General features: G+C 69.1%; 30 protein-coding genes and 1 tRNA gene. 18 read left to right on the top strand and 13 right to left on the bottom strand.

Going from position 1 to position 23647, the window contains the following annotated elements:
- The first annotated feature begins 237 nt into the window (after positions 1 to 237).
- From NS3_RS24995 to NS3_RS24960, 8 genes are all read left to right on the top strand, one after another.
- Positions 238 to 669: a Fur family transcriptional regulator gene (locus tag NS3_RS24995; RefSeq protein WP_067864454.1), complete on the top strand. Its 432-nt coding sequence runs from the start codon at positions 238 to 240 to the stop codon at positions 667 to 669.
- 744 nt (positions 670 to 1413) lie between these two features.
- On the top strand, positions 1414 to 1863 hold the full coding sequence (locus tag NS3_RS24990) for an Asp23/Gls24 family envelope stress response protein (protein WP_067864556.1): 450 nt from the start codon (positions 1414 to 1416) through the stop codon (positions 1861 to 1863).
- Between the two features lies 1 nt (position 1864).
- Entirely contained in the window at positions 1865 to 2194 is a 330-nt protein-coding gene (locus NS3_RS24985; protein WP_067864451.1) for an Asp23/Gls24 family envelope stress response protein, read from the top strand.
- Positions 2191 to 2481: a hypothetical protein gene (locus NS3_RS24980; protein WP_157101523.1), complete on the top strand. Its 291-nt coding sequence runs from the start codon at positions 2191 to 2193 to the stop codon at positions 2479 to 2481. The genes NS3_RS24985 and NS3_RS24980 overlap by 4 nt, the downstream gene beginning before the upstream one ends.
- Positions 2482 to 2528: 47 nt before the next feature.
- Positions 2529 to 2708: a hypothetical protein gene (locus tag NS3_RS24975; protein WP_067864445.1), complete on the top strand. Its 180-nt coding sequence runs from the start codon at positions 2529 to 2531 to the stop codon at positions 2706 to 2708.
- Positions 2701 to 3084, top strand: coding sequence for an Asp23/Gls24 family envelope stress response protein (locus NS3_RS24970; protein WP_067864553.1), 384 nt, complete (start codon positions 2701 to 2703; stop codon positions 3082 to 3084). Before NS3_RS24975 ends, NS3_RS24970 begins: the two co-directional genes overlap by 8 nt.
- The gene (locus NS3_RS24965; protein ID WP_067864442.1) at positions 3081 to 3653 is read left to right on the top strand and encodes a DUF6286 domain-containing protein; all 573 of its coding nucleotides are present in this window, start codon (positions 3081 to 3083) and stop codon (positions 3651 to 3653) included. Before NS3_RS24970 ends, NS3_RS24965 begins: the two co-directional genes overlap by 4 nt.
- Position 3654: 1 nt before the next feature.
- Positions 3655 to 4230, top strand: coding sequence for a hypothetical protein (locus NS3_RS24960; RefSeq protein WP_067864438.1), 576 nt, complete (start codon positions 3655 to 3657; stop codon positions 4228 to 4230).
- Between the two features lie 107 nt (positions 4231 to 4337).
- On the opposite strand, the gene NS3_RS24955 is transcribed toward NS3_RS24960, so the two are convergent.
- Both NS3_RS24955 and NS3_RS24950 read right to left on the bottom strand, forming a co-directional pair.
- A complete protein-coding gene (locus NS3_RS24955; RefSeq protein WP_067864434.1) occupies positions 4338 to 4550 on the bottom strand; it encodes a DUF4287 domain-containing protein in 213 nt (70 codons plus the stop codon).
- A 91-nt stretch (positions 4551 to 4641) separates the two neighbouring features.
- Positions 4642 to 5610: a helix-turn-helix transcriptional regulator gene (locus NS3_RS24950; protein WP_067864432.1), complete on the bottom strand. Its 969-nt coding sequence runs from the start codon at positions 5608 to 5610 to the stop codon at positions 4642 to 4644.
- A gap of 179 nt (positions 5611 to 5789) precedes the next feature.
- Here NS3_RS24950 and NS3_RS24945 point away from each other — a divergent pair, with 179 nt between their 5' ends.
- Complete coding sequence (locus tag NS3_RS24945; protein WP_067864550.1) at positions 5790 to 6143, top strand: RidA family protein; 354 nt, start codon at positions 5790 to 5792, stop codon at positions 6141 to 6143.
- Positions 6144 to 6279: 136 nt separating this feature from the next.
- Here the strand turns inward: NS3_RS24945 and NS3_RS24940 are convergent.
- The 3 genes from NS3_RS24940 to NS3_RS24930 all read right to left on the bottom strand — a co-directional run bounded on the left by NS3_RS24940 (position 6280) and on the right by NS3_RS24930 (position 8589).
- Positions 6280 to 6353: transfer RNA gene (locus NS3_RS24940), tRNA-Pro, on the bottom strand.
- Between the two features lie 60 nt (positions 6354 to 6413).
- Positions 6414 to 7160 carry a DUF8017 domain-containing protein gene (locus tag NS3_RS24935; protein WP_067864430.1) on the bottom strand — a complete coding sequence of 249 codons (747 nt, stop codon included), beginning with the start codon at positions 7158 to 7160 and terminating at the stop codon, positions 6414 to 6416.
- Positions 7161 to 7611: 451 nt separating this feature from the next.
- Positions 7612 to 8589 (bottom strand): metallophosphoesterase, encoded by a 978-nt coding sequence (locus NS3_RS24930; RefSeq protein ID WP_067864427.1) that lies wholly within the window; start codon positions 8587 to 8589, stop codon positions 7612 to 7614.
- Between the two features lie 179 nt (positions 8590 to 8768).
- Here NS3_RS24930 and NS3_RS24925 point away from each other — a divergent pair, with 179 nt between their 5' ends.
- Positions 8769 to 9233, top strand: coding sequence for a GatB/YqeY domain-containing protein (locus NS3_RS24925; protein ID WP_067864424.1), 465 nt, complete (start codon positions 8769 to 8771; stop codon positions 9231 to 9233).
- 36 nt (positions 9234 to 9269) lie between these two features.
- Here NS3_RS24925 and NS3_RS24920 read toward each other — a convergent pair whose 3' ends face one another.
- The gene (locus NS3_RS24920) at positions 9270 to 11627 is read right to left on the bottom strand and encodes a penicillin-binding protein (protein ID WP_067864422.1); all 2358 of its coding nucleotides are present in this window, start codon (positions 11625 to 11627) and stop codon (positions 9270 to 9272) included.
- Between the two features lie 375 nt (positions 11628 to 12002).
- Here NS3_RS24920 and NS3_RS24915 point away from each other — a divergent pair, with 375 nt between their 5' ends.
- A complete protein-coding gene (locus NS3_RS24915) occupies positions 12003 to 12326 on the top strand; it encodes a WhiB family transcriptional regulator (RefSeq protein ID WP_067864419.1) in 324 nt (107 codons plus the stop codon).
- A 101-nt stretch (positions 12327 to 12427) separates the two neighbouring features.
- Here NS3_RS24915 and bagB read toward each other — a convergent pair whose 3' ends face one another.
- Positions 12428 to 13540 carry an ATPase BagB gene (gene bagB / locus NS3_RS24910; protein WP_067864417.1) on the bottom strand — a complete coding sequence of 371 codons (1113 nt, stop codon included), beginning with the start codon at positions 13538 to 13540 and terminating at the stop codon, positions 12428 to 12430.
- Positions 13537 to 14574: an ATPase BagA gene (gene bagA, locus NS3_RS24905; protein ID WP_067864414.1), complete on the bottom strand. Its 1038-nt coding sequence runs from the start codon at positions 14572 to 14574 to the stop codon at positions 13537 to 13539. The genes bagB and bagA overlap by 4 nt, the downstream gene beginning before the upstream one ends.
- Before the next feature lie 106 nt (positions 14575 to 14680).
- Between bagA and sp36 the strand changes: the two genes are divergently transcribed.
- The 3 genes from sp36 (at position 14681) to NS3_RS24895 (ending at position 16270) form a co-directional block, all read left to right on the top strand.
- Positions 14681 to 14836: a Sp36 family protein gene (sp36, locus tag NS3_RS29320; RefSeq protein ID WP_085998926.1), complete on the top strand. Its 156-nt coding sequence runs from the start codon at positions 14681 to 14683 to the stop codon at positions 14834 to 14836.
- 19 nt (positions 14837 to 14855) lie between these two features.
- Entirely contained in the window at positions 14856 to 15329 is a 474-nt protein-coding gene (locus NS3_RS24900) for a RidA family protein (protein ID WP_067864411.1), read from the top strand.
- Positions 15330 to 15478: 149 nt separating this feature from the next.
- A complete protein-coding gene (locus tag NS3_RS24895; protein ID WP_067864408.1) occupies positions 15479 to 16270 on the top strand; it encodes an MBL fold metallo-hydrolase in 792 nt (263 codons plus the stop codon).
- Positions 16271 to 16403: 133 nt separating this feature from the next.
- Here the strand turns inward: NS3_RS24895 and NS3_RS24890 are convergent, their stop codons facing one another.
- Positions 16404 to 17078: a Crp/Fnr family transcriptional regulator gene (locus tag NS3_RS24890; protein WP_019044571.1), complete on the bottom strand. Its 675-nt coding sequence runs from the start codon at positions 17076 to 17078 to the stop codon at positions 16404 to 16406.
- A gap of 171 nt (positions 17079 to 17249) precedes the next feature.
- A complete protein-coding gene (locus NS3_RS24885; protein ID WP_083883645.1) occupies positions 17250 to 17477 on the bottom strand; it encodes a hypothetical protein in 228 nt (75 codons plus the stop codon).
- Positions 17478 to 17756: 279 nt separating this feature from the next.
- Here NS3_RS24885 and nth point away from each other — a divergent pair, with 279 nt between their 5' ends.
- From nth to NS3_RS24865, 4 genes are all read left to right on the top strand, one after another.
- Positions 17757 to 18437 carry an endonuclease III gene (nth, locus tag NS3_RS24880; protein WP_157101522.1) on the top strand — a complete coding sequence of 227 codons (681 nt, stop codon included), beginning with the start codon at positions 17757 to 17759 and terminating at the stop codon, positions 18435 to 18437.
- Between the two features lie 5 nt (positions 18438 to 18442).
- The gene (locus tag NS3_RS24875; RefSeq protein ID WP_067864547.1) at positions 18443 to 19063 is read left to right on the top strand and encodes a TlpA family protein disulfide reductase; all 621 of its coding nucleotides are present in this window, start codon (positions 18443 to 18445) and stop codon (positions 19061 to 19063) included.
- Between the two features lie 209 nt (positions 19064 to 19272).
- Positions 19273 to 19992, top strand: coding sequence for an NUDIX hydrolase (locus tag NS3_RS24870; RefSeq protein WP_067864405.1), 720 nt, complete (start codon positions 19273 to 19275; stop codon positions 19990 to 19992).
- Complete coding sequence (locus tag NS3_RS24865) at positions 19989 to 21182, top strand: MarP family serine protease (RefSeq protein WP_067864401.1); 1194 nt, start codon at positions 19989 to 19991, stop codon at positions 21180 to 21182. The genes NS3_RS24870 and NS3_RS24865 overlap by 4 nt, the downstream gene beginning before the upstream one ends.
- Positions 21183 to 21261: 79 nt before the next feature.
- On the opposite strand, the gene NS3_RS24860 is transcribed toward NS3_RS24865, so the two are convergent.
- The 3 genes from NS3_RS24860 to NS3_RS24850 all read right to left on the bottom strand — a co-directional run.
- Positions 21262 to 22212, bottom strand: coding sequence for an alpha/beta fold hydrolase (locus NS3_RS24860; protein WP_157101525.1), 951 nt, complete (start codon positions 22210 to 22212; stop codon positions 21262 to 21264).
- Positions 22209 to 22715, bottom strand: coding sequence for a phage holin family protein (locus NS3_RS24855; RefSeq protein ID WP_067864395.1), 507 nt, complete (start codon positions 22713 to 22715; stop codon positions 22209 to 22211). The genes NS3_RS24860 and NS3_RS24855 overlap by 4 nt, the downstream gene beginning before the upstream one ends.
- Before the next feature lie 448 nt (positions 22716 to 23163).
- A partial coding sequence (locus NS3_RS24850) for an AMP-binding enzyme (protein ID WP_157101521.1) occupies positions 23164 to 23647 on the bottom strand: 484 nt, incomplete at its 5' end.

Genomic DNA, 23647 nt, shown 5'->3' with positions numbered 1-23647 from the left:
AGGTCCGGGGGGTAGACCTGGCGGCGCTTCGGGTGTCGGCGCCCCACAAGCGCCTCTCGGCGAGTGGTCGCACGCAGCGACGAAAAGGGGTGAGGCCCGGGGCTGTCCGGACGCCGACAGCCTCTACAACCAGCGGGTCCGCGGCGACATTCCGGCGCGGGGTCGTGTCCTATCTCACCCGGCGATATCGGCCACCTTTACTTGATCGACTCCAATTGTTTGCCGAACTATGGAGTCATGCACACCGACACCGTCGAACCCCGCGAGTGGCTGCGCGCCGCCGGCCTGCGCGTGACCGCTCCGCGTATCGCGGTGCTCGAAGCCGTCGTCGCGCGCCCCCATTCCGATGCCGACACCATCGCCGCCGACGTGCGCGCGGCCATCGGATCGGTGTCCACCCAAGGCATCTACGACGTGCTGCACGCCTGTGTCGGCGCCGGCCTGCTGCGCCGGATCGAGCCCGCGGGCTCGCCGGCGCTGTTCGAGGCCCGCATCGGTGACAACCACCACCACCTGGTCTGCCGCCGCTGCAACGCGGTCACGGACGTGGATTGCGCGATCGGCCCCGCCCCCTGCCTCGACCCGGCGGACACCCACGGCTATGCCGTCGACGAAGCCGAAGTCGTGTTCTGGGGTCTGTGCCCGCGGTGCCGAGCCGCGCAGAACTGACGATCATCTTTCGATACACGGCCGACGAAACACTACGGGCGAGTGCGCATCCGCACTCGCCCGTTTTTCCTTTCTAGAGCAGGCCCCACCAGTACAGAAGGCTGGCCAGCAGCCATACCACCACGGTTTGCATTGTCACTCCCATCGTCATCGCGCACTCAGATCATCGCCCGCGTAGCCACCTCTTGTTAGCAGAACGCCGACTGCCTGCCCATATCGGCCGTACAAGGTCTTCTTAAGTGCCTGTCAAGAAGCAGGTCGCATTGTCATACCCAACACCGGGTCCCCCGGAACCGGTGCCGAGGTCACAAGACCTCCACACACCACCACCGGGGTGGGAACCGAGGCACGACCTGTCTTTTCGAGGGGTGGCAGGTCGTGGCCTCGGCGGTGCAACCGGCCGGGTCGGTCCACGAGGGGTGACCGACCCGGCCGGTCCATTTCACCGGTGATGGCGCTTCCCGGAGCTCGCGGCGATCCGCCGCTGCCGACGGTAACCACGCCGCCGCGCCGAACCCACCGCCACCGGGCGGGCCGGTTCACGAGGGGTAGCCGGCCCGCCCACGAGGATTCGGGGCTGTCCGCGCAACCGTGACCATCCGCGCCGCGAAATGTGGTTGATCCGGAATTTTTCGGCAATTACCCGACTGTGTGTCGCATGCCCCTCGAATCGAGGCGTTCGGAGCACTCGCGGTCCACCGACGGAATCTGTGCATCAACCGCAACGAGGAAATGAGGACACTGATGACGACGCCCCAGCCGACCAAGTCCACAGCCGCCGGCGGCGACTCCGAAAAGTCGCTCCTGGTCAGCTCGCAGGGCACGACCACCGTCGCCGATACGGTCGTGTCCAAGATCGCAGGCATCGCGACGCGCGAGGTCAGTGGTGTCTATGCCCTCGGCGGCGGGGCGCAGCGCATGGTGGGTGCCCTGCGCGAACGCATCCCCGGCGCCAGCGTGAACCAGTCGCAGGGCGTCTCGGTGGAAGTGGGGGAGAAGCAGACCGCGATCGATGTCGACATCGTCGCCGAGTACGGGGTGTCGATCACCGATCTCGCCTCGGGGATCCGTCGCAATGTGATCGCGGCGATCGAACGGATGACCGGGCTCCAGGTCACCGAGGTCAACATCGTCGTTCACGACGTGCACCTGCCGCAGGACGAGTCCGAGCCCGCGCCCCCTCGGGTGCAGTGACATGTCTGCCCCTGCGCATCCGGTGGCCGACCGGGACGGCGCGGACGGGCGTGCGGATCGCATCGCCGCGGCCGTCGTCGCGGTCCCCGGCGTCGCCGCCCTGCACCCGGGGTTGTTCGGTGAGGTCGCCACGTATCTACCCGGTCGTCGCGTCGCCGGGGTCCGGGTCAGGGAGCACGGCGTGGACATCCACGTCAGCGTCCGGTTCGGGGTTCCGATCCGGCAGGTGGCGGAGCGGATACGGACTGCGGTCGGCGCGATCGAATCGGGCCCGATCGCCGTCACCGTGGAGGACGTGGTGCCCCCCGCGGACAGCGACGACGGCGCGTGATGTCGCCGCGGTGGGAGCAGTACTGCAGTCGCGCCGCCGCCCGCAGAGCGGCGGCTCAGCTGCTGCACCCCGACCGTGGCGGTGATCCTGCCGAGTTCGTCGCCGCGCTGGCAGCGATCGACCGGGCGTTTCCCGACGATTCGTCCGCGCGGCAGGCAGGGGAGACGAGGACTGTGGTCGTGGTGCGCCGCGCCGCCGCGGGCACATGGAGGCAGCGCGTCCACCGCTTTCGCGTCCGGACCGGGCGCACCGTGCGCGTGCGGAGACGGCGCTACATCGCACTGTGAACGCCGTTGCGTGTGTGGATCCCCTGCTCGGCACTACGGAGGTAGAAATGACAACTTCGTCCCTCGGCCTGATGGCGGGCCTGCTGCTCGGTGTCGCCGCTGCCGCAGGCGGTTTCGGCGGATTTCTGATCGCGCTGCTGCTCGGCGCGATCGGCTACGTGATCGGTGCGCAGCGCGATGGTGAGATCGACCTGTCGGCCGCGTTCCGTGGTCGCGACCGTGGTTAGCCCGGTTCCCGGCTCGCTCGCCGAGGAGGACGGTGCGGGCGGCCGTGGCAACTTGGAGATCCGGGATCGGGCCGTCAAGCGGCTGGCCGAACGCGCCGCTCTCGACACTCCTGGAGTCCAGGCGCACGCGGGCGGTCTCGACAAGATCACCGGACGCGATCTGCCGAGATCGCGGGCAGTGACCTCGGCCGACCGGGTCCGGGTGTGGCTGGAGATCGCCGTCGTGTGGCCGGCCCCGGTGGCCACGGTCGCTCGTCAGGTACAGCGCAACGTCACGGCCGCGCTGGGCGACTACGCCGGACTGCGGGTCGACGGCGTGGACGTCGCGGTGGCACAGGTGCTCGCCGACGAATCGCCGACGAGGAGTATCGAATGACCGGTCACATCTCCAGCATCGAACCTGGCCAGGCCGCGCGTCCGGGCCGCCGCCCGCTGGCGGCGCCTGCTGTCGGCTACGCGGGCGCGCTGCTGGCGATCGCGCTGCTCGCCGCCGCCGCGGTCGCCTTGCGCGATGCCGTGATCTCCGCGGGCTGGCTGAGCGGCACCCGCTGGATCGATTCCGCGATCGAATGGCTCGACGGCTTGTCCTTCGCCGCCTGGATGATTCCGGTGGGCATCGCCGCAGTCCTGGTCGGGCTGTGGTTGCTGATCCTCGCCGTGCTGCCCCGGCGTCCAACCGCCGCGCGAGCCGACGCCGAGTCCTCGGTATGGATCGAGTACGACGACCTCGCGCGGGCGGCCACGCACCTGGCCGCGACGGTGCCCGGCGTGCTCCACGTCCGGTCGAAGGCGAAGCGGCGCAGGATCAGGGTCGTAGCCGAGGTGACCGACCCCGGGAGTCGATCGATGGCCGAAAGCATCGAGAACTCGGTGCGTACCGGATTGTCGGAGATCCTCACGGATGTGCCCGCGATCCGGACTCGAACACGGACGGGAGGGCACTGAGATGACTCGTCTGGCCGGTGCGCTCGACCGATTCGCCGCGTTCGTCGCCGGTGTGGCTCTCCTCGGTCTCGGCATAGCGCTGCTGTTGTGGAACACCGATGTGGTGGAGCAGGTTCCGGAAACGGTGACCGCGCCGGGGTTGATGTCCGCGACGGACACGGCGTGGTGGCCGTGGGCTCTGGCGGGTGCCGGCCTGGTGTGCGCGCTGCTCGCCATCCGATGGCTGTTCAGCCACACACCCGCCTCGTCGGCCGGAACTCTGCGGCTCGCCGATCCGGACGGGCTGGGCCGAGTGTCCATCGACCTGGGCTCGCTCGCCGCCGCTGCCGCCGCCCACCTCGCCGCGCGGCCCGACGTCTCTTCGGCGAAGGGCAAAGCCGTGGTCGAACGCGGCGTGCGGACGATCGAACTGACCGTCAAGGCCCGATCCGTCGAAGACCTGGCAACACTCGTGGCAGCCGCGAACGAGGTGAGCTCCGAACTGGCCCGCAGCCTCGAAGACCGATCGGTCGCCGTTCGCTCCCTCCTCGGACTCGAACGCGGCCGCGGCGGCAAGTCGGCCCGGCACCTCCGATAGGCCGTCGCCGCGGCCTCGTGGCCGGACCGACCGACCCGGGTCGGCGGCCTCTGATGTGCGACCTCTCGTGTCTGCGACCCCACGTCCGGATCTCGTTCCCCGCCCGCTCAGTCGGCAGCGCGCTCAGCGAGAGTATGGGCGACGAGGGCGTTGGCGTGACCGTGCCCGAGGCCGTGTTCGGCTTTCAGCCAGTTCACCAGTTCCATGTGCTTGGTCAGAGGTGAGGCCTCGATGAGGGCCTGCCACTCGGCGATCGGGCGACCGTACTTCTTCTCGATGGAGGGGAAGTAACTGGCCGGGCCCTTGGCGGTAGCGGTCATGGCGATCGTCCTGTCTGTCCTGGTGTTGTTCGGCTTCGCAGGTTGGACGGCGGGACAGCACCGAAATCATCGGTGCCGCAGATGAGCTGCGTCACTCGCGGTAGCGATCGGCGATCGCGGTGGCGCGCTCGCGCAGGGAAGTGCGCAACGACAGCGGGGCAAGTGCTTCGGCATCCGTGCCGAGCTGCCACAACGCCCATTCGGCATGACGCGAATCCTGAAAGGTCACCTCCAGCCGCAGTCGGCCCTCGGCGTCGAGTTCCTCGGTGCGGATGTCCAGCGCGGTGCTCACCAACTCCTCCCGGCGCGCCGGGTTCACCCGTACCAGCACGGCGATCTGATCGCCGCCCCTGCGGAACCGCGTACTGCGTTCCTGCCAGGCCAGATCAAGATCGACCCGTTCCGAACGCTGCGCAGGCTCGGGCAGTACCTCCGCCGCCAACACCCGCGACAGCCGGTAGGTACGGTCCGCGCCGGATCGCGTGGCCAGCAGGTAGCCCTGGTCGCGGACGATGACCAAGCCGATCGGATCCACCGTGCGCCACTTCGGGTCTCGGTCGACAGCCGCATAGTGGATGCGCAGCTTGTTTCCGGCGAGCACCGCCCGTCGGATCTCGGCCGATATGGTGCCGGGCACTTCCTCGGCGACCAGCCGACGCGACAGCAGATCGGTCTCCGGGTCGATGAGCAATCGCTCGGCCACGCCGGCCGCGGTGTCCCGATAGCTCGCGGGCAGCGCGTCGACCACCTTGAGCATCGCCGAGGCGAGCGCCGAGCCGAGACCGAATGCCTGTGCGCCGCGCCGAGATCCGGCGACCAGCAGCGCCAGCGCCTCGTCGTGGTTCAGCCCGGTGAGCTCGGTCCGAAACCCGGGCAGCAAAGCGAACCCGCCGTGCCGCCCACGTTCGGCGTAGACCGGGACGCCGGCCACCGACAGCGCCTCGATGTCGCGCAACACGGTGCGGGTGGACACCTCCAGCTCGTCGGCCAGCTCGGCCGCGGTCAGCCGACCGCGCTGGCGCAGCAGCAGCACCAGCGACACCAACCGGTCGGCGCGCATCCAGAAAACTTTAGCGAAATACACGACACAAGATGTCGTGAATCCCGGTGAAGCTGACCACTACGGCGTCACCGACAAGCGGCCGATGGGCCGGGAGACGTCCGTACTTCGACGAACCGAATGGAGCTGATGTGGTAGCGCAACGAACCGTGGTCAACCCGGTCACGTGGTCGGTGGACATGGGATTCAACCAGGGCGAACTCGTCTCCGGCCAGACCCGGACCCTGTACTGCTCGGGTCAGACCGCGATGAGCGTCGACGGCAAGCCCCAGCACGCCGGCGACATGGCGGCGCAGTTGGCGCTGAGCCTCGACAACGTGGAGGCCGTGCTCGGCGAGGCCGGCATGTCGTTGGCGAACCTGGTACGGCTCAACGTCTACACGACCGACGTCGAACTGCTTTTCCAGCACTACGGCGTACTGGCGTCGCGATTGGGCGCTGCCGGGGTGGCGCCGGCCACCACGATGCTCGGTGTCACACGGTTGGCGATCCCCGGCCAGATGGTCGAGTTGGAGGGCACCGCCGTCGACTGATGTCGCCGCGCAGCCTCCGGCTCTGCTCGTATCGAAAGATCGGCATCGTACGAACCTTCGATTCCGAGCCGCCGGATGAACAGAGGCCCTGACCGGACAACCGGTCAGGGCCTCTATCGTGTCTCAACCACACGAGTCGGGGTGACAGGATTTGAACCTGCGACCTCTTCGTCCCGAACGAAGCGCGCTACCAAGCTGCGCCACACCCCGTGGAGTGAACCTGAAGTAGCTTACAACAGGGCGGGCTCAGTCGTTAAACCGGCAGGTCGATCACGGTTTATAGGGGCGGATGCTGGCGAAGATGCGGCGGGCGGTGGCGGGGTCGACGGCTCTGGGGACCCCGGTGTCGGCGGCGATGACCATGACGAGACTGCCGGTGTCGGCACTCGTGGCGAAGGTGTAGACGGAGAATTCCGGGGCGCAGCCGGGGGCGGGGTCGGTGATGCGGCCGCGGGCCTCGACGAAGGTGCCGTGCTGGCCGCCGTCGAGGGACGTCAGTGGCTCGGTGGCGGCGGGGACGGCCTCGATGGCGTAGGCGACGCGGGCGGTCCTGGTGGCGGTGTCGAGGGCCGCGGCGGTGGCGTCGGTGTCGGGGGAGCCGGTGAGGAAGGAGACGGTGCGGGTGGAGCCGGGGCAGTAGTCCTTGCCTTCGGAGGCGTAGCCCTTGCCGCCGATGGTGTCGGGGGAGTTGCCGAAGCCGCCGGAAAAGCCGGGGGAGGCGATGGTCCAGTCGGCGGGGACGTCGTAGGCGGCGTCGCTGTCGGGAGCGACGACGGCGCGGTAGCCGGGGACGAGGGCGGCGGCGGAGATGACGGGCTCTTCCGGCTCCTCGGCGCGGGAGTGGGCGGACTGGGTCAGGGCACTCACCATGCCGGGGGTGTCGTCGGCGGCGGAATCCGAACCGTTGGCCGAGATCGCGACAGCGGCTCCGGCGACGAGCGCCACGGCCGCCACGCCTGCGCCGACCCAGCGGTATCCGCCCGAGTCGGGGCTGTAGAGGGCTCGGGCGACTTCCATGTCGTCGAAGGCGGAGGGGGTAGCCGAAGAGGTTGCGCCGTAACCGGGTCGGTGTGGACTCGAAAGGGCGTGAACCGTCTCGGGGCGGCGCGCATCGAGACCGCTCGGGCCCACCGGACCGGGAGCGATCCGGTGGGCATCGACGTCACTCGGCGTGAGCGAACCAGGTGCAGGCGCGGACGAGGCAGGCGCCGTCGACGCGCCGGGCGGGCCGAAGGCCGAAGTCGCTTGCTGCGGTGGGTGATCGGTGTGCGCGACCGCCGACCCCGTGTGCGTGTTCCGAGTGAATCCAGTGCTCATCGTCGTCCCCTCCTACGACCGACGTTCGTTCCCGGCACGCGACCCTACCGACGAGTCCGGCTGGATGCCTACTCGCCACCCCGGTATTCGGATCGTCGTGCCGCGGATCGAAGCGCGAAACCGCTACGCGCGGTTCCCCTTTCGCGCTTGTTCAGCTCGCCACGGACTGCGAGGAAGCGCGCCCCTCGCTGGTCTCGGCGATCGGGCGCTTCGGCGGCGCGGCGACCAGGGTGAGCAGGGTGGCCTCGGGGCGGCAGCAGAACCGGTACGGGGCCCACGGCGAGGTGCCGATGCCCGCGGAGACGTGCAGCTGGGTGTGGGCGCCCCAGCGCGATGGGCCCTTCACCCGCGACCTGTCGATGCCACAGTTGGTCACCAGCGCGCCGTAGCCCGGCAGCGCCAGCTGGCCGCCGTGGGTGTGACCGGCCAGCACCAAGTCGTAGCCGTCCTCGGCGAAGCGGTCGAGCACCCGGGGCTCGGGGGAGTGGGTGAGGCCGATGCTGAGGTCGGCCAGCGGGTTGGGGGCGCCCGCGATGGTCTCGTAGCGGTCGCGGCGCAGGTGCGGATCGTCGACGCCCGCGGTGGCGATGCGGATGCCCGCCACCTCCAGGTCACGGCGCACGTGGGTCAGATCCATCCAGCCGCGCTCGGAGAACGCCGCGCGCAGATCCTTCCACGGCAGCGGCGCGCCGTACACGCGGCGGTGATCGTTCTTGAAGTACTTCAGTGGGTTCTTCGGCACCGGCGCGAAGTAGTCGTTGCTGCCGAAGACGAAAAGGCCGGGGCGGGCGAGCAATCCACCGAGGGACTGCACAACCGCGGGCACCGCCTTCTGATGCGAGAGATTGTCGCCGGTGTTGACGACCAGATCGGGCTCGAGTCGATCCAGTTCGCGCAGCCACTGCTGCTTGAGCTTCTGGCCGGGCATCATGTGCAGATCGCTGATGTGCAGCACACGCAGGCTCGATGATCCGGGCGGCAGGACCGGCATGGTCGCCTCGCGCAGCACGAACGCGTTGCGTTCGATCAGCGAGGCGTAGCCGATCCCGGCCACGGCGGCCCCGGTAGCTCCCAACGCGGTACGGCGGACCAACGCGGTTCGGCGGACAGAGGTCGAGATCACGGGCATTTGCCCAGCATAGGTGAGCCCGATGAAGATCGCTGAGTGTGTTTACGCACACGCTCGGCGAAAAAGGGCATATCCCCCGCGTGTCACCGCCCGCGGGCGCGAACCCCCAGGCAGGCCGGGCGACGGCGCGGACGAAAACTCAGCGGATGCCCGGTCGGCGAGCGACTACCGTGAGCCCCATGTCGGAACTCAAAGAGCGCCTGCGCGCGGACATGACCGCGTCGATGAAAGCCAAGGACACCCTCCGTCTGGCGACCCTGCGCATGCTGCTGGCCGCCATCCAGAACGCCGAAGTCGCCGGAACGCAGGCGCGCGAACTCTCCGATGCGGAGGTCGTCGCCGTCCTGCAGAAGGAGGCGAAGAAGCGCAACGAGTCGGCCGAGGTCTACACCCAGGCCGGGCGCGGGGAGCTGGCGGCCAACGAGCACGCCGAGGCGCACATCATCGACGAGTATCTGCCCACCCAGTTGACCGAAGCCGAGGTGGCCGATCTCGCCGACACCGCCATCGCCCAGGTCGCCGAGGAGCTCGGAGAGCGGCCCGGCATGCGGCAGATGGGTCAGGTCATGAAGATCGCGACCGCGCTTGCCGAGGGCAAGGCCGACGGCTCGCGGATCTCCGCGGCCGTCAAAGCCCGCCTCTGAGGAGTTGCTCCCCTGCCCGCCCCGGCGGAGGCGGTATTACCTGGGCCACCACGGTGGCAGTGGGAAGTTCGGCAGCGCCGGCGGCGGTCCGGGAGCCGCCGGGGCGGGCGCGCTCGGTGTCGGCACCTGCCGCTGGGTTCCGTCGCTGATGTAGATCGTCACGACCGAGCCGGGGATGGCCGAACCGTTCGGCGCCATGCTGGTCACGCTGCCCTTGGGCGGCGGACCGGCTCCGTCGACGGCCGAGACCTGGAAGCCCGCCGAAGTCAGGGCGCGGGTCGCGTCGGCCTGCGACATTCCCACCACATCGGGGACCTGGGCGTTGTTCGCTCCGCGCACGTATTTGTCGTCCAGTGGCGGCAGCACCGGCGGCGGGAACTCGCCGACGACCGCCTTCATGGCGGAGAACCAGGTGCGGGCGGGCTCGTTGCCGCCGAACAGGTTGCCGCTGCCGCAGCTGCGCAGCGGGAACGAGCAGATCTCGCTCGGGGTCGGGCTGTCGCCGTAGATATAGGTCGCGGCGGCCAGCGAGTTGGTGAAACCGAGGAACGCCGAGGAGCGGTGGCTCTCGGTGGTGCCGGTCTTACCGGCGACCGGCAGGTTCCAGCCGGTCGCCTGCGCCGCGCCCGCCGCGGTGCCGGAGGTGTCGTCCTTGCTCATCGCGTTGGCCAGGGTGTTGGCCAGGCCCGGCTCGACGACCTGCTCGCAGGCCTGCTCGGTCAGCGGCACCGGCTTGCCGTACCGGTCGACGACCTCGGCGATCGGCGAGGGTGGGCACCAGCGGCCGCCGGAGGCCAGTGTCGCGGCCACGTTGGACAGCTCGAGCGGATTGATCGCGACCGGCCCGAGGGTGAACGAGCCGAGGTTCTGCTGCTTGACCATCTCGGCCACACTCTGGTTGCCGTACCCGGAAGTGGCCGGCTTGGTGAACGAGCGCATACCCAGCCGGATCGCCATGTCGACGGTCGGCGTGACGCCGACATCCTGGATCAGTTTGACGAAGGTGGTGTTCGGCGAGGTGGCCAGCGCCTCGGTCACCGACATGGGCGATCGGTAGTTGCCCGCGTTCTCGACGCAATAGGTGGCGGGCGGGCAGCCGCGCGCGCCGCCGTCGCCCATGCCCCTGGCCTCGTAGCGGCCGGGCACATCGAGCTGGGAGTTGATGCCCATGCCCTTCTCCATCGCCGCCGCGGTGGTGAAGAGCTTGAACACCGAGCCCGCGCCGTTGCCGACCATGGAGAACGGCTGCGGTTGCACGGTCTCGTGGGCGTCCTGGTCCAGGCCGTAGGTCCGGCTACTGGCCATCGCCAGCACCGGATGCCGATCCTGGCCGGGCGCGACCACCGACATCACCTCGGCGACATGCGGCACATCCGGCTTGGCGTGATCGTTGATCGCGCGCTTGACCGAATCCTGCACGCTCGGATCGAGGGTGGTCCGGATCAGGAAGCCGCCCTTGTCGATCTGCTCGCGACCGATGCCCGCATCGGCCAGATACTGCAGCGCGTAGTCGCAGAAGAAACCGCGGTCGTTGGCCGCGATGCAGCCGCGGGGGAGCCCCTTGGGTTCGGGCAGCACACCCAGCGGCTGGGACATGGCCGCGCGGAACTCCTCGGCGCGGTCAGGGATGTTCTGCACCATCGTCTGGAGCACGGTGTTGCGGCGTTCGCGCACGCCCTGCTCGTTGGTGTAGGGGTTGAGCTTGGAGCTGGACTGCACCATGCCGGCGAGCATGGCCGACTGCGCCACGTTCAGGTCGGCGGCGTCGATGCCGAAGTAGGTCTGCGCGGCGTCCTGGATGCCGTAGGAGGAGTTGCCGAACGGGACCAGGTTCAGATACCTGGTCAGGATCTCGTCCTTGGTCAGTTCCTTGTCCAGGGTCAGCGCCATCCGGATCTCGCGGATCTTGCGCGCGGGAGTGGTCTCGATGGCGGCGCGGCGCTCGGCGTCGGTCTTGGCGACCACGAGCAGCTGGAAGTTCTTCACGTACTGCTGATCGAGGGTCGAGGCGCCCTGCTGGACCTCGCCGCTGCTGGTGTTGGTCAGGAAGGCGCGCACGGTGCCCTGCCAGTCGACGCCGTCGTGGTCGGCGAAGCGCCTGTCCTCGATCGAGATGATCGCCAGCTTCATGTTGTTGGAGATCCGCTCGCTGGGAACCTCGAAGCGCCGCTGCTCGTAGAGCCAGGCGATCGGGTTGCCGTCGGCGTCGACCATCGTCGAGACCGCGGGGACGGTGCCCTCGACCAACTCGGCGGAGACGTTGTCCACCGCGTCGGCGGCGCGATTGGAGACGAATCCGAAACCACCGGCGAGAGGGAACAACAGTCCCGCCACTAGCACGGCGGCCAGCACGCAGCTTCCGGCGAGCTTGGCGAGCGTATGTGTGATCGGCACGTTCGACACGGTGCCAAGACTACGGGGTGCCCCCGACGGGCCTGTGAGTGTGTTTGCCCCGCTTCGAAGTATTCGTCCGCAATACGGCGAGTCCGCGTGTTCTCCGGGCATGTCCGGCGTGTCGCTCCCGCGTGTCCAAATCCTCAACCGACCGACTGGTCTTGTTTGAGCAGATGCATGGACGGGCGTACCAAAAGATCACGCCGCGGTCTTGCGCTCGAGCCATACCTTTACCTAGATTGAGACCCAGTGTGATGGAGCTAACACTCAAAGTGGAATGTGGTTCAGTCCGCAGCAAAGGGACGGGTAGCTGCGACTGACACGCGATTCTGGAGCGCCGTTTACCGGTGTTCGGACTGCAAAGGGGCACACCAAATGCAAATGACAACCCCCATCGCTCGATTGGACGTGGAGCAGGCCGAAGCACGTATCGCCTGGGTTTCCCAGGCCCGATGCAAGGAAGTCGATCCCGATCAGTTGTTCGTCCGCGGCGCGGCGCAGCGCAAGGCGGCCACCATCTGCAGGCACTGCCCGGTGCTCATGCAGTGCGGAGCCGACGCTCTGGACAATCGAGTGGAATTCGGTGTGTGGGGCGGCATGACCGAACGGCAGCGGCGCGCGCTGCTCAAGCAGCACCCGGAGGTGACCTCCTGGGCCGATTTCTTCCAGGCCCAGCGCCAGCATCAAGTGGCCATGTGAGCCGCAGGCGGTAGAGCCACACGGAAAGATCCACACAAAGACACCTCGAGCCCGCGAGCCGATCGCGGGCTCGACGGCGTCCGGGGTGGCGATGCGCACGGCTAGACGGTCGCGGACGCGCCGGTGAGCTGGTCGGCGACCGCGCGCAGGGCGTCGAGATCGGCGACCTCGAACGGCAGTGCCGTCACCGCCGCGATGCTCACCCGCGGATGCGCGCCGGTGAACCGCACCAGCAGATGACGCTCTCGTTTGGCCATGGCGACCCGATCGGCGTGGATGCGCAGGATCGCCGTGGTCAGTGGATCCTCGTCGGCCAAGTGGTCGGCGGCGGTGAGCGCGTGATCGCCGGGCAGCGTGCTCAGTACCGGATGCGTCCGGTTGAGCACCAGGCCGGCCAGCGGCATGCGTTCGGTGGAGAGCCGGTCGACGAAGAACGACGCCTCGCGCAGCGCGTCCGGTTCGGGTGCGGCCACCACCAGGAAGTGTGTGCCGGGAGTGGAGAGCATGGCGTAGGTGCGGTTCGCGCGCTCCTGGAAGCCGCCGAACATCGTCTCCAGCGACTGCAGGAAGTTCGAGGCATCCTTGAGCATCTGCCCGCCGACGATCGTGGACACACCGCGCATGGCCAGGCTCATCGCGCCGGTGACGAACCGGCCGACCCCGCGCCCCGGCGCCATGATCAGCCGGATCATCTTGCCGTTGAGGAAGGTGCCCAGTCGCTTGGGCGCGTCGAGGAAGTCCAGCGCGTTGCGCGAGGGCGGGGTGTCCACGACGATGAGGTCCCATTCGCGCCGGGACGCGAGCTGGCCGAGCTTCTCCATCGCCATGTATTCCTGCGTCCCGCCGAAGGACGAGGCCACGGTCTGATAGATCGGGTTGGCGAAGATCTGCTCGGCCTTGTCCGGGCTGGTGTGCTCGAGCACCATGTCGTCGAAGGTGCGCCGCATGTTCAGCATCATCGCGTGCAGTTCGCCCTTGGCCTCCGGCCCGAGCTTCACCCGCTGCGGCGCGTTGTCCAGGTCGGCCACGCCGAGCGACTGGGCCAGTCTGCGGGCCGGGTCGATGGTCAGCACGACCACCTTGCGGCCCCGCTCGGCGGCGCGCAACGCGATGGCCGCGGCGGTGGTGGTCTTGCCGACACCGCCGGAGCCGCAGCAGACGATGACGCGGGCGGTGGGATCGGCGATGATCCCGGAGATGTCGAGGGTGTTCATCGCACTCCCTGCGCGCTCAGGTGTTCGGCGAGTTCGTAGAGCGCGCCGAGATCGATACCGTCGGTGAGGGCGGGCAGATGCATCTGCGTGACGCCGAGTTCGTTCAATTCGGCGGCGCTGGCGTCCTGTGCCCGCAGCCGGATCGCGTGCTCCACGGTCTCGGTGATCAGGCCGTCGAGATCGTCGTCGGTGACGGTGATGCCCGCGCGGTCGAGGCCCGCGCGGATCGCGTCGCGGTCCAGGTCGCCCTCGGCGGCCCGGTCGCGCAGGTCGGTCGGCAGGTGCCCCTCGCTCGCGCGATTGACGACGACCGCGCCGATGCGCAGATCGTTGGCGGTGAGCTCGGCGATCGCATCGGCGGTCTCCTGCACCGGCAGCGCCTCGAGCAGGGTGACCAGGTGGATCATCGTCTGATCCGAATGCAGCAGCGCCGACACGCCTTCGGCCTGGGCGGCGATCGGCCCGCCCTTGGCGATCTCGGCCATCGCCTTGGTGACGTCGAGGAAGCTGTTGATCCGGCCGGTCGGCGGAGCGTCCACCACGATCTCGTCGTAGACCGGCCTGCCCGCCTTGTCCACGCGGACCGCGCACTCCTTGATCTTGCCGGTGAGGATCACATCACGCAGACCGGGCGCGATGGTGGTGACGAACTCGATGGCGCCCATCCGGCGCATCGCCCGGCCCGCGAAGCCCAGGTTGTAGAACATGTCGAGGTATTCCAGGAAGGCGTGCTCGATGTCGAGCGACAGGGCCACCACCTCGCCGCCGCCGTCGGCGGTCGCGATCTTGGTCTCGGTGGGCGGCAGCGGCGGCAGGTCGAACAGCTGGGCGATGGACTGCCTGCTCTCCACCTCGACGAGCAGCACCCTGCGCCCCCCGGCGGCCAGCGCCAGTGCCAGCGCCGCGGCGACCGTGGACTTGCCGGTCCCGCCCTTGCCGGAGACGTAGTGCAGACGGGCCTGTTCGGCCCGCTTCGGCCACCCCTTGTCCGGCTTCGGCTCGGCCGAAACGGGATCAGCAGTTGGTACTCCCACGCTCGCGAGCCTATAACTCGCGGGCAGCGTGTGGCGTGAGGACGGCTGCGACGGCCCGGAATCGCCCGGCCCGCACGGCCGTCCCACGGGTCAATACACTCGGCCCATGACGACATGGGAATACGCCACCGTGCCCTTGCTGACGCACGCCACCAAGCAGATCCTCGACCAGTGGGGAGCCGACGGGTGGGAGTTGGTGACGGTGCTGCCCGGCCCCACCGGTGAGCAGCACGTCGCGTACCTGAAGCGCCCGAAGGCCTAGGCGACGGGAGGTGACGGCGATGACGGAACCGGCGACTCGCTGGCAGGAGAACCTGGAGCGGCTCGGCGTGCGGCTGCCCGCGGTGGCGGCGCCGGTCGCGGCCTATATTCCGGCGGTGCGCACCGGCTCGCTGGTCTACACCTCGGGGCAGTTGCCGTTCGTGGACGGCGAGTTGTCCGCGATCGGCAAGGTCGGCACCGAGGTCACGGCCGAGACCGCGAAGGAGGCCGCTCGGTTGTGCGCGCTGAACGCGCTGGCCGCGGTGCACGACCTGATCTCGCTGGACGAGGTGGTGCGGATCGTGAAGGTGGTCGGCTTCGTGGCCTCCGCGCCGGGTTTCACCGATCAGCCGATCGTGATCAACGGCGCCTCGGAATTGCTCGGCGAGGTGTTCGGCGAAGCGGGCGTGCACGCCCGGTCCGCGGTCGGTGTGGCCGAGTTGCCGAAGAACGCGCCGGTCGAGGTGGAGCTGATCGTCGAGGTCCGCGGCTGAGTTCTGGACGTGACCGAGGGCGTTCTCCGGCGGCGCCGAGGTGCGCCGTGCGGTTGCTCGCGGCAGGGCCGGATTCCGGCCCTGCCGCGGCGGTGCCTGCGGGACTAGCGTGGATCGTGCCCGACGGCATGTGAACAGAGGTGAGAGCGATGGCGGCGACACATCCCGCGTACGGACAGGTGCGCCAGGTGACGCCGTCGGCGGCGGTGCTGCTGGCGGACAATCCAGGGCGGATGACCCTGGACGGGACGAACACCTGGCTGCTGCGCGCGCCGGGCGCGTCGGGGTACGTGGTGGTCGATCCGGGCCCGAAGGACAAGAAGCACAGCGAGGCGATCGCCGCCGCGACCGATGGCGATATCGTGCTGACGCTGGTCACCCACCACCATCACGACCACACCGCCGGTCTCGATCGGCTGGTGAAGCTGACCGGTACGCCGGTGGCCGCCGCGCACTCCGGCTACCTCGCCGGCTGGGAAGCCCCGCTCGCCGACGGCGAGGTGCTCGAAGCGGCGGGCCTGAGGATTCGCGCGCTGGCAACCCCGGGGCACACCGCCGATTCGATGAGCTTCGTGCTCGACGACGCCGTGCTGACCGGCGACACCATCCTGGGCGCGGGCACCACGGTGCTGGAGTCGCGGTCCGGCGCGCTGGCCGATTATCTCGGCTCGCTGGACCGGCTGCTCGAGGCCGGGGCGGGCCGAGCGCTGCTGCCCGCGCACGGTACCGAGCACGCCGATCTGGAGCCGGTCGCCCGGTACTACGTCAAGCATCGGCACGAGCGGTTGGACCAGGTGCGCGCGGCGCTGCGCGAGCTCGGTGAGAACGCGGGCGCGATGTCGGTGGTCCGCAAGGTGTATGCCGATGTGGACAAGCGGCTGTGGCCCGCGGCCCGCAGTTCGGTGCAGGCGCAGCTGGACTACCTGCGTTCCCATGGCTAGGTCCGCGCTTCAGAGCTAGGTCCGCGTCAACCCAGCCGACCATCTCGGCACGGACACGCGAAGGCCCGGCCGGACCCCCAGAGCATGGGTCCGGCCGGGCCTTCGCGTGTGCGACCGAGAACTGTGGCCCGGGTCAGCGGGCGCGGCGGGCGAGGCGCTCGGAGTCGGAGATGAGCACGCTCTTGCCCTCGAGGCGCAGCCAGCCGCGATGCGCGAAGTCGGCCAGCGCCTTGTTCACGGTCTCACGGGAGGCGCCGACGAGCTGGGCGATCTCTTCCTGGGTCAGGTCGTGGGTGACCCGGAGGGCGCCCGCTTCCTGGGTGCCGAAACGCTGAGCGAGCTGCAGCAGCGCTTTGGCCACGCGACCGGGAACGTCGGTGAAGATCAGGTCGGCGAGGTTGTTGTTGGTACGCCGGAGACGGCGGGCCAACACGCGTAGCAACTGCTCGGCGATCTCGGGGCGCTGATCGATCCACGCCTTGAGCGCGTCACGGTCCATGGTGACCGCGCGGACCTCGGTGACCGTGGTCGCGGTCGAGGTACGCGGACCCGGGTCGAAGATCGACAGCTCGCCGAACATGTCCGACGGCCCCATGATGGTGAGCAGGTTCTCCCGGCCGTCCGGGGAACGGCGGCCGATCTTCACCTTGCCCGAGGTGATGATGTACAGCCGGTCACCGGGTTCGCCTTCGTTGAAGATGACGTGACCGCGCGGAAAGTCCACGGGCTGCAGCTGTTTGGCGAGTGCCGCCACCGCGGTGGGCTCTACGCCTTGGAAGATGCCTGCTCTGGCGAGGGCCTCGTCCACGAATGTGCTCCTTTGGGAAATGGCTCTAGTCCTGGACCGAAGCGAATCGGCCGAAAGCGCAGTCTACGCGGACGTGCGCCTGGGTAGTGACAGACACCACGTTACAAGTGAGTTCCGTGAACGGACGAGGCGGAGGCGAAAGCGACGCGCGCCGACACGCGCGAAGCGACGTCAGCTCGCGCGAGCGACGTCGAGGTCGCCGCGCGCGGAGCCGCGCTTGCGCATCTTGGCGACGGCGGCGGGCACGCCGAGCTCGGTCAGTTCGTCGACCTCGGCGTTGCTCGCCTTGTCCAGGTATTGCTGAACCTCCGGGTCCGGTTCGAGAAGTTTGCGGAGCCGATTCTCGAGCCGCTCCATACCGAGGGCGAAGATCATCAACGCCATCGGGAAGAGCACCACAGCGAGTCCTTGCATAGCGTGGAGTAAACACGGTGAAGGTCTCGGATGGAACACGTGGGCCGACGGGAAGGGATCTGTGTCACCCCGATTCCGTATGGTGAACCCGTGCGTGTCTCCCCGTCGTCCACCGTCGCCACAGGGTCTCCGGCCGCCGGTTCGCCGGGCGTCACCCCCTCGGTCCCGGATGTCGAATCGCCCGCTCCCGGGGCACCGCGCAAGCGCGGATCCCGCTCGCGACAAGGGGAAACGCGGCTGGGGTTGGTGCGCAGAGCGCGCCGGATGAATCGTGTTCTGGCCGAAGCCTTCCCGGGCGCGCACTGTGAACTCGACTTCACCACGCCGCTCGAATTGGCGGTCGCGACAATCCTTTCCGCGCAATGCACCGACGAGCGCGTGAATCTGACCACACCGGCGTTGTTCGCCCGGTATCGCACCGCCCGCGACTACGCCGAGGCGAACCGAGCCGAACTCGAGGAATTCATCCGGCCGACCGGTTTCTTCCGGAACAAGACCTCGTCGCTGATCGGGCTGGGGCAGGCGTTGACGGAAAAATACGACGGTGAACTGCCTCACACCCTCGAAGAATTGGTGAAATTGCCCGGAATCGGGCGGAAAACGGCCAATGTCATCCTCGGTAACGCCTTCGGCGTGCCCGGGATCACGGTGGACACCCATTTCGGCCGGTTGGTTCGTCGCTGGGGCTGGACGAGCGAGGAGGATCCGGTCAAGGTCGAGCACATCGTCGGCGAACTCGTCGAACGCAAGGAGTGGACGATGCTCTCGCACCGGGTGATCTTCCACGGCCGCCGCGTGTGCCATTCCCGCAAGCCCGCGTGCGGCGCGTGCGTGCTCGCCGCGGACTGCCCGTCCTTCGGCCTCGGCCCGACCGACCCGGCCGCGGCCGCCGCACTGGTCAAGGGCCCTGAGCGTGATCACCTGCTGCGGATGGCGGGGCTGTGAGCCGGTTGTCGGTGTCCGCGCGGCTGGCGCTCGCGGCCCTGATCACGGTCGTCGCGCTGGCAGTCGCGCTGTGGCCGCGTGAGGGCGGTCGGGACTCGGCCGAGCGGACGGCTCCGTCCGACGGCGCCATCCCCGCTCAGCTTCGCGAAGAGGCGGCGTCGGCCCCGTGCCCGCGACCTGCCGACGGTGGCGTGGGCCAGGGGCCGCTGGCCGGTCTCACACCGGTCTGTCTGGCCGACGGCGTCCCGGTCGACTTGGCCGCCGCGCTGGCGGGCAAACCCGCGCTGCTCAATCTGTGGGCGTACTGGTGTGGGCCGTGCGCGCAGGAACTGCCGCATCTGCAAGACTTCGCGGACCGGGCGGGCGCGGCGATCACCGTGCTCACGGTGCACAGCGACCCCGACGAAGCGAAGGCGTTGTCCCGGCTGGCCGGTCTGGACGTGCGATTGCCGGGCGTGCTGGACCCGGACGCGCGGGTGCGCAGCGCGGTCGGGGCGCCCGCGGTGCTGCCGATCTCGGTGCTGCTGCGCGCCGACGGCTCCGTCGCCGAGGTGGTGGTGCGGACGTTCACCGGCGTGGACGACATCGCGAACACCGTGGATCGAGTCCTCGGGGTACGGATGTGAGCGCGATATGGGCGGCTTCGTGAGAAAGTCGACCACATAGGAAGTTCACACAGGAAGCTCACGGAGAAGCTTCGGATAGGCATCTCGCAGCGTCTGTTGCGGGCGGACAGATGGTTTGTGGAGGTGATGGTGCGCACGTTCAGCGGAGCCGGTGATCCGGCGGCCAGATGCTTGCGCGTGAGTTGCTCCGCTCCGAAGGGAACGGGCGCATGACCATCGAGCTCCCGCCGGACACGCCGGTCTGGCTGCGTGGCGTCACCGAGCCCGCCTCGATGGAGCGAGGCGACAACTCGTCCAAGGTGCGCGTGCTGCGCCGCCTCATGACGCTGACCTCCCCCGCGCGTGAGGCGGCCGTGCTGGTGCTGTTCGAGGGCTCGCCCGAACCCGGCACCGGCGCGCCGGGCGGGCTGCCCGCCGACGCTCACGTCCTGCTCACCCAGCGCGCGTCGACCATGCGTCAGCACCGCGGACAAGTGGCCTTCCCCGGCGGCGCCACCGACCCGGAGGACGAGGGGCCGATCGACACCGCCCTGCGCGAGGCAGCCGAGGAGACGGGCCTGGAGCGCGCGGGCGTGCAGCCGCTGACCCTGTTGCCGAAATTGTTCGTGCCGCCGTCACGCTTCGACGTGACCCCGGTGGTGGCCTACTGGCGTGAGCCGAGCGAGGTACGGGTGGTCGATCCCGCCGAGACCGAACGGGTGGTGCGGGTGCCGATGTCCGGCCTGCTCGATCCGGCCAATCGGTTCCAGGTCCGCAGTCCGCTCGGGTATTCGAGTCCGGCCTTCCAGGTCGACGGGATGCTCGTCTGGGGGCTGACCGGCGGCATCCTCGCCGGGCTGATCACCGGCGCGGGCTGGGAGCTCGACTGGGACCGCTCCGACGTGCGGGATCTGGAAACCTCGCTGGCCGCGCTGGGCATGACCTTATGAGTTCCTCGATCTGGCTCGACGTCGTCGTGCTCGTCCTGGCGCTGGCCGCCGCGACCTCGGGGTGGCGGCAGGGCGCGGTCGCCTCGGCGCTGGCCTTCCTGGGCGTGGTGCTCGGCGCGGTCGCGGGCATCCTGATCGCGCCACACATCCTCGTGCACGTCGACGAGGGCCGTACCCGGGTGCTGACCGGTGTACTGCTCATCGTGGTGCTGGTGATCGTGGGCGAGGTGGCGGGCATGGTGCTCGGCCGCGCGGCCCGCAGCGGCATGCGCCATCCGTTCACCCGCAGCGTCGACAGCGTCGTCGGCGCGGTATTGCAGGCGGTCGCGGTGCTGGTCACCGCCTGGCTGCTGGCCCTGCCGCTGGCCACCTCCTCGCAGCCGGCGATCGCCTCGGCCATCAACGGCTCGCGGGTGCTCGCCGATGTCAACGAGGTCGCGCCCAACTGGTTGCGCAAGGTGCCCAACGAGTTCTCCCGGCTGCTGAACACCTCCGGTCTGCCGGACGTGATCGGGCCGTTCGGCCGGGCCCCGATCGCTGCGGTCGAACCGCCCGATCCGAGCGTGCTGGCCAGCCCGGTCGCGGCCTCGCTCCAGCAGAGCGTGCTGCGCATCCGCGGGGTCGCGCCCAGTTGTCAGCGTGCCCTCGAGGGGTCGGGTTTCGTCATCGCTCCGGAGCGGGTGATGACCAACGCGCACGTCGTCGCCGGAACGACCAGCGTGACCGTCGATACCGCGCGTGGACCGCTGGATGCTCGAGTGGTGCTGTTCGATCCGTCGAAGGACGTCGCCGTGCTCGCGGTGCCCGGCCTGCTCTCGCCGGTGGTTCCGCAGGCCCCACGGGACGCGGAATCCGGCGACAGTGCGATCGTGCTCGGATATCCGGGGGGCGGCCCGTACACGGCCAGCGCCGCGCGCATCCGCGAGACGCTCGATCTGACCGGCCCCACGATCTATCGCAACGGGACCGTGGAACGCGAGGTGTACACGGTGCGCGGCCTGGTGCGGGCGGGTAACTCCGGCGGTCCGCTGGTGGACAGCGGGGGCCAGGTACTCGGCGTGGTGTTCGGCGCGGCTGTCACCGACGACGACACCGGCTACGTGCTGACCCTGGACGAAGTGCGCACCGAACTCGACGCCGCGACGGGCGCTGAGGTCGAGGTCGATACCGGAGCTTGCGTCCTGAGCTGAGCCTCCTGGGGCGACCTGCGAGCCGGTCGCCCCAGCAGGCCGGTTGTCCTGGCGAGGATTCGATCCGGGTGATGGCGGCTCAGGCCAGGAATTTGGCCAGTTCGGTGGTCACCACGTCCGGATTCTCCTGGTGGGCGTAGTGCCCGGCGTCGGGCACCGTGACCAGCCGCCGTCGCGGAGCCCACTTGCGCGCCCGATGGAAGGTGGCGCGCAGCAGGTATTCGTCGTGCTCGCCGCGCAGCGACAGCACCGGCACCTCGATCGGCACCCGCATCGTCGCCATGAACCGGCGACCGTCCGGACGCCACTGACTGCGGAAGGCCCACCGCTGGTACTCCAGCGCGCAGTGCACGGCGCCGGGAATGCGGATCGCCGAACGCATCCTGGCGGCGGTGTCGGCGCACTCCTCGGTCGCGCCCCAGCGTGCCCCGGATCGCTGCCGCAGCAGCCGCTCCACCTCGGCGCCACCGTCGGTGGTCAGGCGGTACTCGGGATAGCGGGGCGGCTGACACCGCAGGAACGCGGGCAGCCAGGCGCGACGCTGTCGCCGGTCGCGCAGCACCGCGCTCTTGAGCCCGGCCGGATGCGGGGAGGCGACGACCGCGATGGAGCGCACCAGCCGGGGATGCAGCACGGCGGTCGCCCAGCACACCAGCCCGCCCTCGGCATGCCCGACCAGGACCGCCTCGGTGTGCCCGAGTGCGCGAATCAGGCCGGCGACGTCACCGGCCAGTGTCCAGCCGTCGTATCCGCGCGGCGGTTTGTCCGTGTCGCCGTAGCCGCGCAGATCCACCGCGACCGTGCGGTAGCCGAGATCGGCCAGCGCGGTCAGCTGGTGGCGCCAGGACCACCAGAAGTCGGCGAAGCCGTGCAGCAACAGCACCAGCGGCGCTTCCGGGGACGCGGCCGCGAATCCCGGTGCCGCTTCGACGACGTGGAAGCGGATGCCGTTGGCATGGACGTCGCGGTGCGTCCACGGACCCTCGTAGCGGACCGTGGACGGATCGGGCGGGTTCGTGGACACGCTCAGTTCGTGCGCTTGATCAGCGCGACGTGCTCGCCGTGCGCCGACTGGCCGAAGCCCGCAGGCAGTACCGTGCGCGCCTGCTTGAGCGAATCGATCGTCTTCTCCGGCGCGCGCAGCTTCTTCACCCGCAGATAACCGAGCAGCGCGAACGCGACGGTCGTCAGGATCATCAGCGCGAACACGATCAGGAACGCCGCCCAGCGCGCCAGCCACACGTCCAGCAGTTCGGCGAGGAAGAAGAAAAAGAAGAACGAGCTGAACAGCAGCACCGTCAGCGCGAGCAGGAAGAAGACACTGCCCTGCAAGCCCTTCTTGATCTCGCCGGTGACCTCGGCCTTGGCGAGCTCGACTTCGGCGCGAACCAGCGTCGACATCTGCTCGGTGGCGTCGCGGACCAGGGTGCCGAAGCTCGCGGAACCGGGCGGATTGGCATCCGTCAACGGAATCGAGCTCACTGTGCTCCCGCCGCGCGCGTCGTTCCCGTTACCGCCCTGGGTGAAACTCACTTGGTCGACCCTTCTCCCTGTCCCGGCACATTGCTATCGGAGGCTACCGCCTTTCGGCGGATCACTGTTGTCGCACTCGTCCGGTCACGGCTCGCGCGTGTCCGGTCCGGCGCGATGGGGCACGCCCACGCCGCAACAGTAGCGCCGGCCCCGGCAGCGCTGCCGTCAAGGAGGTCATCAGGATTGCGGCCTCGGTCGATTCGAGCGATTCACCGCCGCCGGCGTCGCTCGACGCGAACTCGGCGACACCGAATCATATTGTTGTCCAGCCGAACCCGGAGATGCCGATCTCGCCCCGGCAGCCGGCCGAGGACGATCGATTGTCGATAGGCGACCGATCGTCGCCCGCCTACGGACTTTCCGGTGCACCAGTGGCGATTCCGGCGACGACCGGCGGCGGAATCGCCACCGGTCGTCGCCGGGGACCGAGGAGCCGTGGATTCGCGGGTCAGGCGTTTCCGGCGCGGATCTGCTCGAAGACGGTCGGGTCGACCAGAGTGCTGGTGTCGCCCAGCGGCCGTCCTTCGGCGACATCGCGCAGCAGGCGGCGCATGATCTTGCCGCTGCGGGTCTTCGGCAGTTCGGAGACGATGAAGATGTCCCGCGGCTTGGCGATCGGCGAGATCTCCGTGGACACGGTCTTCTTCAATTCCGCGACCAGTGCGTCTTTGTCGGTGTCGGTATTGCCCGTGCGCAGGATGACGAAGGCGACGATGCCCTGGCCGGTGGTGGCGTCGGTGGCGCCGACGACGGCGGCTTCGGCGACGGCGGGGTGGGAGACGAGCGCGGATTCGACTTCGGCGGTGGAGATGCGGTGGCCGGAGACGTTCATGACGTCATCGACGCGGCCGAGGATCCACAGGGCGTTGTCGGTGTCGATTCTGGCGCCGTCGCCTGCGAAGTACCAGCCCTGGGTGCGGTAGCGGTCCCAG

This window comes from Nocardia shimofusensis NBRC 100134 (genome assembly GCF_001613125.1).
Classification (GTDB): Bacteria; Actinomycetota; Actinomycetes; order Mycobacteriales; family Mycobacteriaceae; genus Nocardia; species Nocardia shimofusensis.
The sequence above is the reverse complement of the archived record's forward strand: the minus strand, read 5'-3'. Positions and strand labels throughout refer to the sequence as shown.

Excerpts from the sequence above, each read along its gene's own strand:
- NS3_RS24950 (WP_067864432.1), bottom strand. The coding sequence starts at position 5,610 with ATGCGCGCCGACCGGTTGGTGTCGCTGGTGCTGCTGCTGCGCCAGCGC.
- NS3_RS24945 (WP_067864550.1), top strand. The coding sequence starts at position 5,790 with ATGGGATTCAACCAGGGCGAACTCGTCTCCGGCCAGACCCGGACCCTG.
- NS3_RS24895 (WP_067864408.1), top strand. The coding sequence starts at position 15,479 with ATGGCGGCGACACATCCCGCGTACGGACAGGTGCGCCAGGTGACGCCG.
- NS3_RS24915 (WP_067864419.1), top strand. The coding sequence starts at position 12,003 with ATGCAAATGACAACCCCCATCGCTCGATTGGACGTGGAGCAGGCCGAA.
- NS3_RS24990 (WP_067864556.1), top strand. The coding sequence starts at position 1,414 with ATGACGACGCCCCAGCCGACCAAGTCCACAGCCGCCGGCGGCGACTCC.
- NS3_RS24955 (WP_067864434.1), bottom strand. The coding sequence starts at position 4,550 with ATGACCGCTACCGCCAAGGGCCCGGCCAGTTACTTCCCCTCCATCGAG.
- NS3_RS24930 (WP_067864427.1), bottom strand. The coding sequence starts at position 8,589 with ATGCCCGTGATCTCGACCTCTGTCCGCCGAACCGCGTTGGTCCGCCGT.
- NS3_RS24985 (WP_067864451.1), top strand. The coding sequence starts at position 1,865 with ATGTCTGCCCCTGCGCATCCGGTGGCCGACCGGGACGGCGCGGACGGG.
- NS3_RS24900 (WP_067864411.1), top strand. The coding sequence starts at position 14,856 with ATGACGGAACCGGCGACTCGCTGGCAGGAGAACCTGGAGCGGCTCGGC.
- NS3_RS24925 (WP_067864424.1), top strand. The coding sequence starts at position 8,769 with ATGTCGGAACTCAAAGAGCGCCTGCGCGCGGACATGACCGCGTCGATG.
- nth (WP_157101522.1), top strand. The coding sequence starts at position 17,757 with ATGAATCGTGTTCTGGCCGAAGCCTTCCCGGGCGCGCACTGTGAACTC.
- bagB (WP_067864417.1), bottom strand. The coding sequence starts at position 13,540 with ATGAACACCCTCGACATCTCCGGGATCATCGCCGATCCCACCGCCCGC.
- NS3_RS24960 (WP_067864438.1), top strand. The coding sequence starts at position 3,655 with ATGACTCGTCTGGCCGGTGCGCTCGACCGATTCGCCGCGTTCGTCGCC.
- NS3_RS24965 (WP_067864442.1), top strand. The coding sequence starts at position 3,081 with ATGACCGGTCACATCTCCAGCATCGAACCTGGCCAGGCCGCGCGTCCG.
- NS3_RS24935 (WP_067864430.1), bottom strand. The coding sequence starts at position 7,160 with ATGGAAGTCGCCCGAGCCCTCTACAGCCCCGACTCGGGCGGATACCGC.
- NS3_RS24975 (WP_067864445.1), top strand. The coding sequence starts at position 2,529 with ATGACAACTTCGTCCCTCGGCCTGATGGCGGGCCTGCTGCTCGGTGTC.
- NS3_RS24995 (WP_067864454.1), top strand. The coding sequence starts at position 238 with ATGCACACCGACACCGTCGAACCCCGCGAGTGGCTGCGCGCCGCCGGC.
- NS3_RS24865 (WP_067864401.1), top strand. The coding sequence starts at position 19,989 with ATGAGTTCCTCGATCTGGCTCGACGTCGTCGTGCTCGTCCTGGCGCTG.
- NS3_RS24870 (WP_067864405.1), top strand. The coding sequence starts at position 19,273 with ATGACCATCGAGCTCCCGCCGGACACGCCGGTCTGGCTGCGTGGCGTC.
- sp36 (WP_085998926.1), top strand. The coding sequence starts at position 14,681 with ATGACGACATGGGAATACGCCACCGTGCCCTTGCTGACGCACGCCACC.